Annotated in this window: 8 protein-coding genes; 7 read left to right on the top strand and 1 reads right to left on the bottom strand. The window is 59.9% G+C overall.

What is annotated here, in order from left to right; translation table 11 throughout:
- The first annotated feature begins 325 nt into the window (after positions 1-325).
- The 7 genes from acs (at position 326) to argR (ending at position 8,381) form a co-directional block, all read left to right on the top strand.
- Positions 326-2,281 carry an acetate--CoA ligase gene (acs, locus tag HV782_RS21945; RefSeq protein WP_123467028.1) on the top strand — a complete coding sequence of 652 codons (1,956 nt, stop codon included), beginning with the start codon at positions 326-328 and terminating at the stop codon, positions 2,279-2,281.
- 719 nt (positions 2,282-3,000) lie between these two features.
- On the top strand, positions 3,001-3,774 hold the full coding sequence (locus HV782_RS21940; RefSeq protein WP_123467024.1) for an ABC transporter substrate-binding protein: 774 nt from the start codon (positions 3,001-3,003) through the stop codon (positions 3,772-3,774).
- A 91-nt stretch (positions 3,775-3,865) separates the two neighbouring features.
- Positions 3,866-4,555 (top strand): ABC transporter permease, encoded by a 690-nt coding sequence (locus HV782_RS21935; RefSeq protein ID WP_128614309.1) that lies wholly within the window; start codon positions 3,866-3,868, stop codon positions 4,553-4,555.
- Positions 4,552-5,250, top strand: a complete 699-nt coding sequence (locus HV782_RS21930; protein ID WP_123467020.1) for an ABC transporter permease — start codon at positions 4,552-4,554, stop codon at positions 5,248-5,250. Before HV782_RS21935 ends, HV782_RS21930 begins: the two co-directional genes overlap by 4 nt.
- 1 nt (position 5,251) lies before the next feature.
- Entirely contained in the window at positions 5,252-6,364 is a 1,113-nt protein-coding gene (locus tag HV782_RS21925; protein WP_123467018.1) for a M14 family metallopeptidase, read from the top strand.
- 27 nt (positions 6,365-6,391) lie between these two features.
- Entirely contained in the window at positions 6,392-7,156 is a 765-nt protein-coding gene (locus tag HV782_RS21920; protein WP_003227281.1) for an ABC transporter ATP-binding protein, read from the top strand.
- 244 nt (positions 7,157-7,400) lie between these two features.
- The gene (gene argR, locus HV782_RS21915) at positions 7,401-8,381 is read left to right on the top strand and encodes a transcriptional regulator ArgR (protein WP_123467017.1); all 981 of its coding nucleotides are present in this window, start codon (positions 7,401-7,403) and stop codon (positions 8,379-8,381) included.
- Positions 8,382-8,391: 10 nt separating this feature from the next.
- Here the strand turns inward: argR and HV782_RS21910 are convergent, their stop codons facing one another.
- On the bottom strand, positions 8,392-16,188 hold the full coding sequence (locus HV782_RS21910) for a dermonecrotic toxin domain-containing protein (RefSeq protein WP_186746598.1): 7,797 nt from the start codon (positions 16,186-16,188) through the stop codon (positions 8,392-8,394).
- Positions 16,189-16,250 lie beyond the last annotated feature (62 nt).

Below are 16,250 nucleotides of genomic sequence, written 5' to 3'. Positions count from 1 at the left end.
AGGTGGATTTTAGGGAGGTGGAGTGGGGGTAAACAGGTGGGGTTTTGATAAACACTTTTGGCAGATTTGGTAACAATCGGTCGAAATCGTCTGCAACCGGGTTTGCTGGTGATGGGGTTTGCCTGAATAACCGAGTCGTCGGAATCGCTGGCAAGCCAGCTCCCACAGGGGTTGTGGGGTGTTGGAGCAAGCAGCGCAGGGCTTGCGTCAGGGGTAACTGGATGTTTTGTAGGGGCTTGTTACTACCATCGTCGAATGGTTCTATGGGGCCGGCCCGGCTACAACGGGGTCATACAAAAACAACTATTACACCGAGGTAGGAAAGATGAGTGCGGCTTCTCTGTATCCCGTTCGTCCCGAGGTTCTGGCTAATACGCTGACTGACGAGGCGACCTACAAAGCCATGTACCAGCAGTCGGTCGTCAACCCTGACGGCTTCTGGCGCGAGCAAGCCAAGCGTCTCGACTGGATCAAGCCTTTCACCACGGTGAAGCAGACGTCGTTCGACGATCACCATGTCGACATCAAGTGGTTCGCCGACGGCACCCTGAACGTTTCCTATAACTGCCTCGACCGCCATCTGGCCGAGCGCGGCGATCAAGTCGCCATCATCTGGGAAGGCGACGATCCTTCCGAAAGCCGCAACATCACTTACCGCGAACTGCACGAACAAGTGTGCAAACTGGCCAACGCCCTGCGTGGTCAGGACGTGCACCGTGGTGACGTGGTGACCATTTATATGCCGATGATCCCCGAAGCCGTGGTCGCCATGCTGGCCTGCACCCGGATCGGCGCGATTCACTCGGTGGTGTTCGGCGGTTTCTCGCCGGAGGCCCTGGCCGGTCGGATCATCGACTGCAAATCCAAAGTAGTGATCACCGCTGACGAAGGCATTCGTGCCGGCAAGAAGATTCCGCTGAAGGCCAACGTCGACGACGCGCTGACCAACCCGGAAACCAGCAGCATCCAGAAAGTCATCGTGTGCAAGCGTACCGGTGGCGACATCAAGTGGAACCAGCATCGCGACATCTGGTACGAAGACCTGATGAAAGTGGCGGGCACCGTGTGTGCGCCGAAAGAGATGGGCGCTGAAGAAGCGTTGTTCATCCTTTATACCTCCGGCTCGACCGGCAAGCCGAAGGGTGTGCAGCACACCACCGGCGGTTATCTGCTGTATGCGGCGATGACTCACGAGCGTGTGTTCGACTACCGTCCGGGCGAAATCTACTGGTGCACCGCCGACGTCGGCTGGGTCACCGGCCACAGTTACATCGTCTACGGCCCGCTGGCCAATGGCGCGACCACGCTGCTGTTCGAAGGCGTGCCGAACTACCCGGACATCACTCGGGTGGCGAAGATCGTCGACAAGCACAAGGTCAACATCCTCTACACCGCACCGACCGCGATCCGCGCAATGATGGCGTCGGGCACCGCCGCTGTTGAAGGCGCTGACGGCAGCAGCCTGCGTCTGCTCGGTTCGGTGGGCGAGCCGATCAACCCGGAAGCCTGGGACTGGTACTACAAGAATGTCGGCAAGTCGCGTTGCCCGATCGTTGATACCTGGTGGCAGACCGAAACCGGCGGCAACATGATGAGCCCGCTGCCGGGTGCGCACGCGCTGAAGCCGGGTTCGGCGGCGCGTCCGTTCTTCGGTGTGGTGCCGGCGCTGGTCGACAACCTCGGTAACATCATCGAGGGCGAGGCCGAGGGCAATCTGGTGATTCTCGATTCGTGGCCAGGTCAGGCGCGCACGCTGTATGGCGACCACGACCGCTTCGTCGATACCTACTTCAAGACCTTCCGTGGCATGTACTTCACCGGTGACGGTGCGCGTCGTGACGCCGACGGTTACTACTGGATCACCGGGCGTGTCGACGACGTGCTCAACGTGTCCGGCCACCGCATGGGCACGGCCGAGATCGAGAGCGCGATGGTCGCCCACCCGAAAGTCGCCGAAGCGGCGGTGGTTGGCGTGCCGCACGACATCAAGGGGCAGGGCATTTATGTCTACGTCACCTTGAAGAATGGCGAGGAGCCGAGCGAGCAACTGCGCCTGGAACTGAAGAACTGGGTACGCAAGGAGATCGGCCCGATTGCTTCACCGGACGTGATTCAGTGGGCGCCGGGGCTGCCGAAGACCCGTTCGGGCAAGATCATGCGCCGGATACTGCGCAAGATTGCGACCGCTGAATATGACGGGTTGGGTGATATCTCGACCTTGGCCGATCCGGGTGTGGTGCAGCATTTGATTGATACGCACAAAACGATGAATGTGGCTTAAGCGTTAGCTTCATGGAAGCCCTGTCCGGTTTTGCCGGGCGGGGCTTTTTTGTGTCTGGAGGTTTTGTGGTGACAGGCTGGCCTCTTCGCGAGCAAGCTCGCTCCCACAGTTTGACCGAGTACCTTCAGACAAAATGCAGATCCCTGTGGGAGCGAGCTTGCTCGCGAAGGCAATTTGTCAGACGCCCGTGTAGTCCCTCGTCGGAACGCGGACTCACCCAACCAATAATTATCGATCTCCCCAGCAAGACATTTCCCGTTGTTACCCGCCACCCTCGGCGTAACCATATGTGTAACCGTCCGCCCCGTAGCGGGGCAAAGGGAAACGCAACGCTCCGTTTTAGAGCCTCAAAACCCCCGGTGAAAAATAAGACACAACGCTGCGCTTGCCGGATTAGAAGGGTTTGCGAATAATAGGCCCGCAATTTGCAGCATAGATCGGTTCACTGTCTTTCGCTCTTGCATGATTTTGCAAGGCTGTCAATGTGCTCAAGCGGGTTTCTCTGTGCATCTGTAATTAGTTGTCGCATTGAAGAAATATCGGCTTCGGGCCTGTCGTTAGAATGCCGATCACTCGCTCATCGTGGCTGACGTTGAAACCTTCGACGGTTTCAATGGGAAATTTCCCACAGATGCTGCACCGATTTCCCGATTCACCCATTCGCATATTGGGCTGTCGCTCACTCTGCCGTTTTTGCCCTTTACCGATGGAGTCCCAAGATGAAGAAACTTGTGCTGCTTGGCGCCCTGGCACTGTCCGTGCTGTCGCTGAATTCCTTCGCTGATGAAAAACCTCTGAAGATCGGTATCGAAGCGGCTTACCCTCCGTTCGCTTCCAAAGCCCCGGACGGCAGCATCGTCGGTTTCGACTACGACATCGGCAACGCTCTGTGCGAGCAGATGCAGGTCAAGTGCGTGTGGGTCGAGCAAGAGTTCGACGGTCTGATCCCGGCACTGAAAGTGCGCAAGATCGACGCGATCCTGTCGTCCATGTCGATCACTGAAGATCGCAAGAAGTCGGTCGACTTCACCAACAAGTACTACAACACCCCGGCACGTCTGGTCATGAAGGCCGGTACTCAGGTCAGCGAAGGTCTGGCTGAACTGAAGGGCAAGAACATCGGCGTACAACGTGGTTCGATCCACGAGCGTTTCGCCCGCGAAGTCCTGGCCCCGCTGGGTGCCGAGATCAAGCCGTACGGCTCGCAGAACGAAATCTACCTCGACGTGGCCGCCGGTCGCCTCGACGGTACCGTGGCTGACGCTACTCTGCTGCAAGACGGCTTCCTCAACACCGACGCCGGCAAAGGCTTTGCGTTTGCAGGTCCGGCGTTCACCGACGTCAAATACTTTGGTGACGGCGTAGGTATCGCTGTGCGCAAGGGCGACGCGCTGAAAGACAAGATCAACGCTGCCATCGCGGCCATCCGCGAAAACGGCAAATACAAGGCAATCCAGGACAAGTACTTCGCCTTCGATATCTACGGCAAGTAACACGTTTCTGCGACAAGTCCGAAATGGCGCAAGCAACAGGATCTCTGCGGTTTGCGCCATTTTTTCATCCCAACTTTCGAGGACCTGAATCATGTTGAAAGGCTACGGGGCTGTCATCCTCGATGGCGCATGGCTGACGCTTCAGCTCGCCTTGTCGTCCATGGCCCTGGCCATCGTTCTCGGGCTGATCGGTGTCGCGTTGCGCCTGTCGCCGGTGCGCTGGCTGGCCTGGCTGGGCGATCTGTATTCCACGGTGATCCGCGGGATTCCCGATCTGGTGCTGATCCTGCTGATCTTCTACGGCGGTCAGGATCTGCTCAACCGCGTTGCGCCGATGCTTGGCTATAACGATTACATCGACCTGAACCCGCTGGCCGCCGGTATCGGCACCCTTGGTTTCATCTTCGGTGCCTACCTGTCGGAAACCTTCCGTGGCGCGTTCATGGCGATTCCCAAAGGGCAGGCCGAGGCCGGTCTGGCGTATGGCATGAGCAGTTTTCAGGTGTTCTTCCGGGTGATGGTGCCGCAGATGATTCGCCTGGCGATTCCCGGCTTCACCAACAACTGGCTGGTTCTGACCAAGGCCACCGCATTGATTTCTGTGGTCGGTCTGCAAGACATGATGTTCAAGGCCAAGCAGGCGGCGGATGCCACTCGCGAGCCTTTTACCTTCTTCCTCGCAGTGGCGGCGATGTACCTGGTGATCACCAGTGTTTCGTTGCTGGCGTTGCGTCAACTTGAGAAGCGCTACTCGGTAGGCGTAAGGGCGGCTGATCTATGATCTTCGACTACAACGTCATTTGGGAGTCCATGCCGCTGTACCTCGGCGGCCTGCTGACCACCCTCAAACTGCTCGCGCTGTCGCTGTTTTTCGGTCTGTTGGCAGCCCTGCCGCTGGGCTTGATGCGCGTGTCCAAGAATGCCGCGGTCAACGGCATTGCGTGGCTGTATACCTACGTGATTCGCGGCACGCCGATGCTGGTGCAGCTGTTTTTGATCTACTACGGTCTGGCCCAGTTCGAAGCGGTGCGTGAAAGCTTCATGTGGCCGTGGCTGTCTAGCGCAACGTTCTGTGCGTGCCTGGCGTTCGCGATCAACACCAGCGCTTACACTGCAGAAATCATCGCCGGCAGCCTCAAGGCCACGCCGAACGGTGAGATCGAGGCGGCCAAGGCGATGGGCATGTCGCGCTTCAAGATGTACAAGCGCATCCTGTTGCCATCGGCCCTGCGCCGGGCGCTGCCGCAGTACAGCAACGAAGTGATCATGATGCTGCAGACCACCAGTCTGGCGTCCATCGTGACCCTGATCGACATCACTGGCGCGGCCCGTACCGTCAACGCGCAGTTCTACCTGCCGTTCGAGGCGTACATCACCGCCGGCGTGTTCTACCTGTGCCTGACCTTCATTCTGGTGAAGCTGTTCAAGCTGGCCGAGCGTCGCTGGTTGAGCTACCTGGCCCCGCGGAAGCACTGATATGGAACGTATCGACCACGTATTGCCGTGGAGCCATCTGGGCAGCGAGCGCAAGATCTCGGTGTTCCGGTTTGGGAGCGGCGAGCGCAAGGCCTACATCCAGGCCAGCCTGCACGCTGACGAACTGCCGGGCATGCGCACCGCCTGGGAGCTGAAAAAGCGCCTTGGCGAACTCGAAGCCCAAGGTCTGCTCAACGGCGTGATCGAGCTGGTGCCGGTCGCCAACCCGCTGGGCCTCGGCCAGTTGCTGCAAGGCAATCATCAGGGGCGTTTCGAAGCCGGCAGCGGCAAGAACTTCAACCGCGATTTCGTCGAGCTGAGCGCGCCGGTTGCGGCGGCGCTGGCCGACCGTCTCGGTGACGATCCGCACGCCAACATTCGCCTGATCCGTCAGGCGATGGCTGATCATCTGGCGGCATTGCCGGAGGCGAGCAGCCAGTTGCAAGGCATGCAGCGCGTTTTGCTCAGCCATGCCTGCACCGCCGACGTGGTGCTGGATTTGCACTGCGACGCTGAAGCCGCGCTGCACATGTATGCGCTGCCGCAGCACTGGCCGCAGTGGCGTTCGCTGGCCGCGCACCTGGATGTGAAGGTCGGGTTGCTGGCGGAAGATTCTGGTGGCAGCTCCTTTGATGAAGCGTGCTCGTTGCCGTGGCTGCGCCTGTCGCGGCAGTTCCCGGACGCGCAGATTCCGCTGGCGTGCCTGGCGACCACCGTTGAGCTGGGCGGTCAGGCCAATACTGACCGCGCGGATGCGCTGGCGTGGGCCGAAGGCATTCTGGCGTTCCTCGCCGAGCAGGGCCTGATCACTGGCGAGTGGCCGAAACCGGCGCACGAAGCCTGCGAAGGCATGCCGTTCGAAGGCACTGAATTGCTGTTGGCACCGCACCCCGGTGTGGTGAGCTTTTTGCGTAAACCCGGCGAGTGGGTCGAAGCCGGGGATGAGATTTTCGAAGTGATCGATCCTGTGTCCGATCGGGTCAGCACGGTGTGTGCTGGTACCTCCGGGGTGCTGTTTGCCATTGAACGGCTGCGCTATGCCCAACCCGGTTTCTGGCTGGCCAAGGTGGCGGGGCGCGAAGCGCTGCGTCACGGGCGCTTGCTCAACGACTGACTGACTGTTTTTGTGAGAACCGACCGCATGTACAAACTTGAAGTCCAAGACCTGCATAAACGCTATGGCAGTCACGAAGTGCTCAAGGGCGTGTCCCTGAAAGCGGCAGCCGGCGATGTGATCAGCATCATCGGCTCCAGTGGCTCCGGCAAAAGTACTTTCCTGCGCTGCATCAACCTGCTCGAGCAGCCGCACGCGGGCAAGATTCTGCTCAACAACGAAGAGCTGAAACTGGTGGCGAACAAGGACGGCGCGCTGAAAGCCGCTGATCCGAAACAGCTGCAACGCATGCGTTCGCGCCTGTCGATGGTGTTCCAGCATTTCAACCTGTGGTCGCACATGACCGCGCTGGAAAACATCATGGAAGCGCCGGTGCACGTGCTGGGCGTGTCCAAGGCCGAAGCCCGCGAGAAAGCCGAGCACTACCTGAACAAGGTTGGCGTGGCCCATCGTAAAGACGCGTTCCCGGGGCACATGTCCGGTGGCGAGCAGCAGCGTGTGGCGATCGCCCGTGCGCTGGCCATGGAGCCGGAAGTGATGCTGTTCGACGAACCGACCTCGGCCCTCGACCCGGAACTGGTTGGCGACGTGCTGAAAGTCATGCAGGCCCTTGCTCAGGAAGGCCGCACCATGGTCGTGGTGACCCACGAAATGGGCTTTGCCCGTGAAGTGTCGAACCAGTTGGTGTTCCTGCACAAAGGCGTTGTTGAAGAGAGCGGCAACCCGCGCGAAGTGCTGGTCAATCCGCAATCGGAGCGTCTGCAGCAGTTCCTGTCGGGTAGTCTCAAGTAATCGCTGCCGTTATGCACCAAATTAGGTCATGCTTCGCGACCTAGAGATTGGCGCGGATCCCTGTGGGAGCGAGCTTGCTCGCGAAAGCGGTAGTTCAGATAGCAACGATGTTGACTGATACACCGCCTTCGCGAGCAAGCTCGCTCCCACAATGAATCTCGGTTGGTTTCGAGATTTGCGTTCATTTACGGGCTAGCATTGGCCCATGCCTTCATCACCGTTGTTCGTTCCGGATTGCCCGCCCATGACTGCCCATCGAATTGGTTTCCTGATTTGGCCCAGCACTAAAGCTCTGACGCTGGCGCTGGCGGAGGAGGCCTTGCGTGTCGCTCAGCGGGTTCACCCGGACGTGGTTTACGAGTTGTCCTTCCTGCACGCCGAGCCACCGGCCGAAGGCGCCTGGCAATTGCCGGGGGAGGCCTGGACCGGCAAGCTGGAAAACTTCCAGAAACTGTTCCTGCTCGCTGACGAGCCGCCGACCACTCTGGCCCCGGCGCTCAGCAGCGCGCTCAAGCAACTGGTGCGCGCCGGTTGTGTGATCGGGGGGTTGTCGGCCGGTGTCTATCCGTTGGCGCAACTCGGTCTGCTCGACGGTTACCGCGCTGCCGTGCACTGGCGCTGGCAGGACGATTTCGCCGAGCGCTTCCCGAAAGTCATCGCCACCAGTCATCTGTTCGACTGGGATCGCGATCGCCTGACCGCGTGTGGCGGCATGTCGGTGCTCGACTTGCTGCTGGCGGTGCTGGCCCGCGATCACGGTGCGGAACTGGCCGGTGCCGTCTCTGAAGAACTGGTGGTCGAGCGCATCCGTGAGGGCGGCGAGCGTCAGCGCATTCCGTTGCAGAACCGCCTCGGTTCCAGCCATCCGAAACTCACCCAGGCGGTGCTGCTGATGGAAGCCAACATCGAAGAGCCGCTGACCACCGACGAAATCGCCCAGCACGTGTGCGTGTCCCGTCGGCAGCTGGAGCGGATCTTCAAGCAGTACCTCAACCGCGTGCCGAGCCAGTACTACCTGGAATTGCGCCTGAACAAGGCCCGGCAGATGTTGATGCAAACCAGCAAGTCGATCATCCAGATCGGCCTGTCGTGTGGCTTCTCCTCGGGGCCGCACTTCTCCAGCGCCTACCGCAACTTCTTCGGTGCCACGCCGCGGGAAGATCGCAACCAGCGGCGCAGCAGCAGCCCGTTCGAATTGTCGTCAGTGCCGTCCGAGCGTAGCTGAACGCGACCTGTCAGAGTGACGATCCCGAGAGTCCGCTTGAGGTGGAGGACTGACCGCTGCCATAGGGTAAGTTCGGGTTTGTAACGTTTTGGAGTTGCTGCTGCTGTCGTTTTTGTTCGGCCAGTGCATTTGCCCTTGCCAGACGCTGGATTTCGACGTGGTGCAGGCTTTCCCCCGAGAGCGGGTTGTCGCTGAAAATAAAGTCGGCGCTATTGATGCTCGCCAACTCGGCAGGCAAATCGGTGAAGGCATTGCCGGACAGGTCGGCGTACACCAGGTGCGGACGGTTGAACAACCCTGACGGGATTCGGCTGAGCCCTGTGTTGCCCAGATCCAGCCAGACCAGTGCGGTCATCTGACTGAGGTCGGGCGTCAGGCCCAGGGAGTTGTTGCGCAATTCAAGGCGACTCAGGTTATTCATGACGCTCAATGCATCGACGTTGGCGGGCGTCAGGGTAACGTTGCATTCGGGCAGGTTGAGTTCAGCCAAATCCTCCATGGTCAGCACCGCGTCGGGAATGTTCCCCAGTTGATATCCCTGGATCGTCAGACTGCGCACCTTGGGAAAACCATTCAGGAACTGGCCGAGTTGAGGGGCCGCGCCGCCTGTTCGAGTCAGTTTCAGGGTGCGGATATGTCCGAAGTCCGCCGACAGGGTCGGCAGTTCGCCAGTGAGCGGAACGCTGGATGAGAATTCAAACTCCGAGGTATCGTCCGGGGTGATTCGGCGCCAGCAATGTTCGAGCTGTTCCTTGAATTTCATCCGGTTGGTGCGTTCCTGCAGCAGGGCGTCGTCTGTCAGGGGGACCCGAGTGACAGGGTCGAGCGGAACGGTATTGGCCCATGATTGCAGATCGCTGGACAGGGTGGCGATTTCAGTCTGGCGCCGCACAAGTTCCAGGCGCCCTTCGGCGAGTGTCCCCGGCAGGCTGTAGACGATCTTGCTCAGGCGCTCTCCGGTGACGTCAGGGTAGAGCGTACGTCCCAGTTCGATATCCTCGGGTTCGACCCACACATTGAAGTCGCTTCCCGTGCGTTGGTGGTAGATCTTTATCCGTTCCCGTGTCGTCAATGACAACGGATTGTTGCTCAGGTCAAATCCGTCGCTGACGTTGGCCGGGACCCGGAAAAGGGCCTCCGGAAGTTCGCTGATACGATTTTCGCTGAGTATTGCGTATGTGAGTCTGGAGCGTTCCAGCAGCCCGATGGGGATCTGGTCGATTCCGGTGCTGGCCAGGTCGATGACATTGAGTTCCGGCAGAGCAGAAAGAACCGGGGTGCGGCCCAGAGGATTGTCGTACAGGTCCAGCGATTGCAGTTTGCTCAGGGACGACAGGAGCGTCTGCGCGGGTTCGTCGAAAACGATGTCACAGCGACTCAGTACCAGCGTTTCGAGATCGGACATGGTGGCGACAGCTTCAGGGAATTTGCCCAGTGTGAAGTCGCGCATTGCCAGGGTTTTCAATCCGGTAAAGCACCGCAGGAAACCTTCAGCGGAGGTCAAATCCTTGTTGCCCAACAGGGAGAGCTGAACGATGTGGCTGAAGTCAGCCGTCAGCGCTGGCAAGTCACCGAAAAAAGTCAGATCGGCGATAAAACCATTGGATCCGGGCTTTGACCGGGAGACGTGCCGGTTACGCCAGAACTGCTCGACTTTCTTGCCGAACGCACGCCTGTTCAGGCGCTGCGTTGCCCTGTCCGCAGCGCCCATGACCTGGGCGGGGACGCGATTCGACCATGCCTCGAGATCGCTGAGCATTTTGCCGATTTCCGTTTCCCAGTTCGCCAATTGCGCAGTGCCATCGGCCAATGTCCCGGGCAAACGATAAAACACGTCTGCGGCCTCTTTAATATTCAGGGTTGGAAACAGGTTCCGTGTACGGCTGATGTCGGCCTGGTCCGGCAGCACGCCAAAGTTGGCCTCGTGTTGCGTGTAATAAACCTTGATGCGCTCGCGGGCTGCCCGGGACAGAGGGTTGGCGGACAGTTTTGTCGCACGGGCCAGTTTGATGTCGAGCTCAAAAAAGGCTTCGGGCAGGTCGGTAATCGCGTTGTTGTCGAGGTGCGCTTCACGCAGGTTCGGGTGTGTGCCAATACCGTCCGGGACTGCGGTAATTTCGGTGCTGGACAGGCGAAGGTCACTGAGTGCCGGCATGTTCGTGATGTCCGGCGCCCGCGTCAGCGGATTGTGGCGCAGATCCAGGCTCTCAAGATCGGGCAGTGACTCCAGTACTGTCTGGCCGTTGTCGGTGAGGGTCAGGTTGCAGTTGGCCAGCGTGACGTCTATGAGTTCCGTCGTGCGAGTCAGGGACGCGGGTATTTCGCCCAGGGAGAAATCGTGGAGTTCAAGAATCTGCAGGTTGCCGAACTGCTCAATGAACGGGCCTGTGCCACTGATCGCAGGGTTGCCCCGAAGATTAAGTTTCAAGACGTGGCTGAAATCGGCGGTCAGAACCGGCATGTCGCCCTGGAAGGTCGGGTTAGCCGTGAAAGCGTCCATGCGTATGCCGGAGGTCTCTGAGCGTGTTCGCCAGAGTTGCTCGAATTGGTCGGCGAATTCCCTTCGGGAGGTGGTGTTGATGAATCGTTCGGCGGCGCTGATCGCTTCGCCAGTCACGGGATCCTGCTTCGGTACCTGGGTTGCCCAGGCCGTGAGATCGGCCAGCAGGGTAGTCAGTTCGGCCTGCCAGATGTTGAGCCGGGTCCGGCTGTCGGCCAGTGTTCCGGGCAGGTCATAGATGATCCCGCTGGCGTCTTCCTGGTCAAGGGACGGGAACAGTGATTGCATCAGTTCGATGTCCTCGGGAGCAGCCAGAACATTGAAGTCTTGCCCGGTTTTGCGGTAATAGGTTTTTATCCGCTCGCGAGTCACCGACGACAATGGGTTGTCGGCAAAGATCATACCGTCGGTGCGAATGGCGGGCAGGTCAAGCAACTCGACGGGGAGTTCTCTGATCCTGTTGCCGCTGAAAACAGCGATGACGAGGTTGGCGTGATCGGCCAGTCCGGGAGGCACCTGCGACAGGTGGGTGTTGGCCAGATCGAGACGGTTCAGTTCTGGCAGAAAAGTCAGGTCGGGAAACGTGCCCAGCGGGTTGTCGCTCAAGTCCAGCATTTGCAACTGCGGCATCGAGACAAGCTTTGCCTGGTTTTCCGGGGTCATCACTACACCGCAATCCTGGAGTTGCAGTGTCTGCAGGTCGGGCAGGTCAACAGCTGCCAGCGAGTTCGGGTCGAAGTCGAAAACACTCAGCTCCAGTGACGTCAGCTTCTGGAAGCGTCGCAAGAACGGTTCTACGCCGGTCACCCCTTTGTTGCCATTGAGCGTCAGGTGGGCAACATGGTTGAAATCGCTATCGATCACCGGCATATCGCCCAGGAATCCGAGGGTCAGCTCCAACTGACTGCCGTGGTGCTCGGGAACGAAGGGTGATTGGTTACGCCAGAAATTCTCCAGCCTCTGGCTGAAGTCCAGCCTGGCGAGACGATCGCGGGTTCGTTCGCTGAGCGTCAACGGCTCTTGGGTAGCGGGAGAGCGTCGGGGGGTATCGTTGCTCCATCTCGCGAGCTCGACTTGCAGCCGTCCAAACTCTGCCTCCCAGGCTGTGAGTCTGGCGTGGCCGTCCACCAGCGTTCCGGGTAATTGATAAATCAGATCCACGGCTCGATCAGCGGTGACGGCGGGAAAGAGCCGGGTGGCCAGTTCGATATCGGCGAGGTCAGGCACTACGCCGAAGTGCTTGCGTGTCTTTTGGTAGTAAAGCTTCACTCTTTCCCGGCTGGCTGCGGACAGCCGCGGGTTGGCGCCGAAGAGGAATCTGTCACTGAGTGCGCTGGCGAGATTGAAGAACTCATCGGGAATTTCAGCGATCGGATTACCGGCGAACCGTCCGGAGACCAGGTTTGGATGAACAAGCATGCCCGCCGGCACCGTCGAAATGCCGGTGTTATCGAGGTTGAGATAACTCAATGCGGGCATCGTGCGCACGTCAACCGGTTCACCCAGCGGATTGTTTGAAAGATCCAGGACTGAGACCTGCGGCAGGGACGTCAGTGTCGCCCGGTTCGCCTGGGTCATGGTGATGCCGCAGTTGCGCATGGTCAGTCGCTGCAGGCCCGGCATTGAGGTCAGGGCCTGGGGCAGGGTCGGCAGGTCGAGGTTCTGCACGTCCAGGGAATGCAGTCCCGGGAATTGTCGCAAAAACGGTTCCAGGCCACGGGTACTGGCATTGCCGTTCAGGATCAGCAATCTGACATGATTGAAGTCGCCGCTCAAGGTCGGTAGATCGCCCATTATCGGATCCGTGATCTGCAACAGGTACCCGGCCGATTCCTGTGTTTCCCGGCGCCAGCAGCGTTCGATAGCATTGCTGAACTCCCGGCGGCTTTGTTGTGCCGCGCGACGTTGAGTGTCAGTCAGCGCGATTGCGCTACGCGGGTCTCTCGTCGGAACCCGGGTTTCCCACACACGCAGGTTGTCGCGCAACAGGGTGAGCTCGTCACTCAGGCGGGCGAGCTCATTGGCGATGCGTCTTGGGTTGTTCGCAAACCTCGCGGCAAAGGCGCGTGCGTCTCTGGCGTTGTAACCGCGATAGATCACGCGAATCCTGTCCAGAGGCGGCTGATTTACCTCCTGGCGCCGTGTTGCAAGGAGTTCTGACACGGGAGACAGTCTTTCACGGCTCCGGAAGCCGACCAGGCGCAGGGGGTCGACTTCCGGGTGACGGACCGGCGCCAGCGAAACGGCTACACGAAAATCGCTGCGATCGAGGGGCCGTGCACGGATGGCGGTCTTGAGTTTTTCTGCCTGACCGATATGGATATCCATGGCCTGACGCTCGGCGTCCGGCAACGCATAGAGGATGCTTGAGTACACGTCGGTGGCCCCGTGCAACTCATGCCCGCGGTCATCGAAGGGCTGATAAGTGCCATCGGGTTTGCGCACCAGAACCTTTTGTTCCGGCGCATCAGCGCGGCCGGTGCTGTCGAGCATCGGACCGGCATAGGTGCCGTCGCGGATTTCCAGGCGTACCTCGCCGCTCCAGCCGGGCACGTACCGCAGGCTGTGCAGAACCAGGGTGTCGGTGTCCGGATTGGTCACCGAGTCCAGTTCCAGCCCTTCGAATGCGCGGGTGACGCGGACTTCTTCGCTGGCCACCTGCATGAGCTCCTGCTGTCGCTGGGGCAGTTGGCCTTCGCTGATTTGCAGCAGCTCATCACTGCGGGTGGTGTTGAGCAGTTCCTGGGTGACACGCGGTGGCAGGGGCGGTTCGAATTGCGCAAGGGTGGTGTGCAGCGGGTCGTCGACGCTCTCGAGGGCTCGGTAACGCGACTCGAACAGGCTGCTGCGTTGCGCCTTGGCCAATTGCAGCAGTTGTTTGCGCAACTCGCGGGCGCGGATGTCCAGCGGCAGGTCCGGGCCACCAAACGGCTCGTCGAGCAAGGCCTTGGCCTCTTGTTCGCTGAGGTCCTGCAGCAGTGATGTGAGCACATCATTGTCGATCAGACTGGTCTGGCGCAGATCGGTCAGTGGCAAGGTTTCGTCGCTCGACGACTGCCAGCTGACCTCTCCTTGTCCGTTCAGCAAGCGCAGGCGTTTACCCGCAGGCCAGCGTCCGTGTTCGGTGAGCAATTGCAGTTGCGTCTGCGGATCGGCGCGGCGGTATTGTTCGGGCAGGTCGCTGGCCAGTTGGTCGATGAACACTTGCAGGTCCTGGTCGATCCGGAAGCGGCTGATGCTGTCGGCCAGCAGTGGCGGCACTGACGCCTGCTCGGCGTGCATATTGCGCAACGCGTCTTCGTCGTAGCCGCTGACTTGCAGAATGCGTTCACGCCGTTCCGGTGTGAACCCTTGCATCTCATGACCGATGCGGCGCAACGCGGTCGCATTGTCCCATTCCAGCGGTTGCTCGAGCTCGGTGTGCCAGGCGCCATCGCCGTTGTGGCGCACGACGGGTTGGTAGGCGTCGGGGCGGGTTGGGTGTTCGATACGGTACTGGCCGGGGATCGCGGATTCGCTGACGGCAAAGTGCGCGTCTTCCAGCGGCAGAATCTGTTTGCCCTGATGCTCGTGCAGACCCAGTGGGGAGGGTTTGGAATCGGCTGCCGGCAGGGATTTCTGCTGATAGCGGGTCAGGTCCTGATCCCAGTAGCGGGTATTGCCGTTCGCCAGCTTCACCGGTTTGAAACGCTCGATGAACGCGATGACTTCCTTGGGCAGGACTTTACGAAACTCACCCACTGCAATCGAACCGCCGACGGCAAACAGGCCCAGTTGAATCGCCGCGTCCACCATCCCCACCAGATGCGTGAGCGCTTCGGTGATCTGGCCTTGCGCCCATTCGACGATGCCCTCGAACACTTCGTCGAGAAACTGATAGGCCATGTAGGCCATCATCAGTTCGCCCAGCCCCGGCACGAATGGCGCGATGATGAACACGGCGGTCTGCAAAATGGCCGAGGCGATACCGACGAAGGAATCCCACAGCGCCCAGCGGGCATTCGAGTCGACCGTGGCGGTGGCGACCGCGATGACCTGGCCGTCATTGAGAATCTTGTTGAGTTTTTTCTGGTACTGGTGCTGCCACAGATCACCGAGGATCACTGTAGCGGCCAGTTGCAGATCAGGCTTCTCGAGCGGCTCGCTGCGCCAGATCGGGTCCTGACTGCCGTGCACCGCTTCATGCCACTTCACCTGGCTCAGGCGAGTGTTCAGGCTGGAGAAGAAAACGCCGCGCTGTTCGTGGTTGACGAAGCGGCTGAAGAATTTCTGATAGTCCTGCGCGCGCAGCTGACGGGTCAGTTCCTTTTCCAGCTCCGCCGAAGAGGCGTACTCCTTGATTGGATGCTCCGGGTCATCCGGGACGTAGGCGACCACCCGCGCTATTGTGTGGACTTCATCGGCCTGGGGGGCGAACACCAGGATACCGGTGAGCGGCGCGCCCATCATGGTCAGCGCCTGAGTTTGCAGGTGCTGCCCGTCGATGCGCAGGTGCCGCACGCCGTCGATCAGTGCAACGATCGTGCGACAGTAACGGTCGCTGATATCGCCCGTCAGACGGGCGAATTGCAGGGCGGCCTTGAGCGCGGCTTTTTCGCTCTTGTCGACATGTTTGCGTAACGTTGCGCCTTTTTTCGCGTCGGTCATGCCGAGGTGGTCTTCGAGGTACGTCTTGTACTGCGCACCAATGTCCAGCTCCCGGCACATTTTGGTGAACGCCGGGATGCTCATTTTTTCCTTGAGCCAGGGCAGGGTGTCGAACTGTGCGGTGGCCGAGAGCGGCGTGTCGGACTGCGCGGAAGGCAAGGACTGCATGATGTACGTCGACGCGGCGTCATAGGCATCGTCCTGCGTCTCCTTTTCTTCGAAGTTATGCAGCGCCGCCGCCAGCAGCGACACCGTCCACGTGCGTGCGCCGGTCTTGATGCCGAACAGCGGCGTGGTGGCAGGGATATACAGACGCAGCTGGATGTTGCTGACATCCAGTTCCAGGTCGAAGTGGGCCTTGATCGCGGCCTTGAGCAGCGGTTCGGCAAAGGCATTGATGTCCCTGAATTGCTCCAGTTGGCGGTCGACATCGTTTTGGGCGGACCAGTGGGCGGAATTGAGCGCCTTGAGCGCCTGATGCTCGGTCGCCGAACGCGCTAGAAGTTGAAGGGGCATCGCTGGCAGGGTGTTTTTCAATGCCTCGCGTCTGGACGCTGAAGCATTGCCGAGCCATGTGGGCAGGCTGGCTTGCAGGTGCAGATAGTGAGTGTCGGGTTGTGCCCCGAAAGGGGTGTCGTTGGGGTGTTCAGTCGTTTGCATCGGGCCAATCCTTGGCATCTGGAAAGCACCAAGCAAATCAGAACGATGCATGGGGGGTGCGG

It is taken from the genome of Pseudomonas monsensis, assembly GCF_014268495.2.
Taxonomy (GTDB): domain Bacteria; phylum Pseudomonadota; class Gammaproteobacteria; order Pseudomonadales; family Pseudomonadaceae; genus Aquipseudomonas; species Aquipseudomonas monsensis.
Note: the sequence above shows the minus strand (reverse complement) of the source record. Positions and strands in the feature narration are given on the sequence as shown.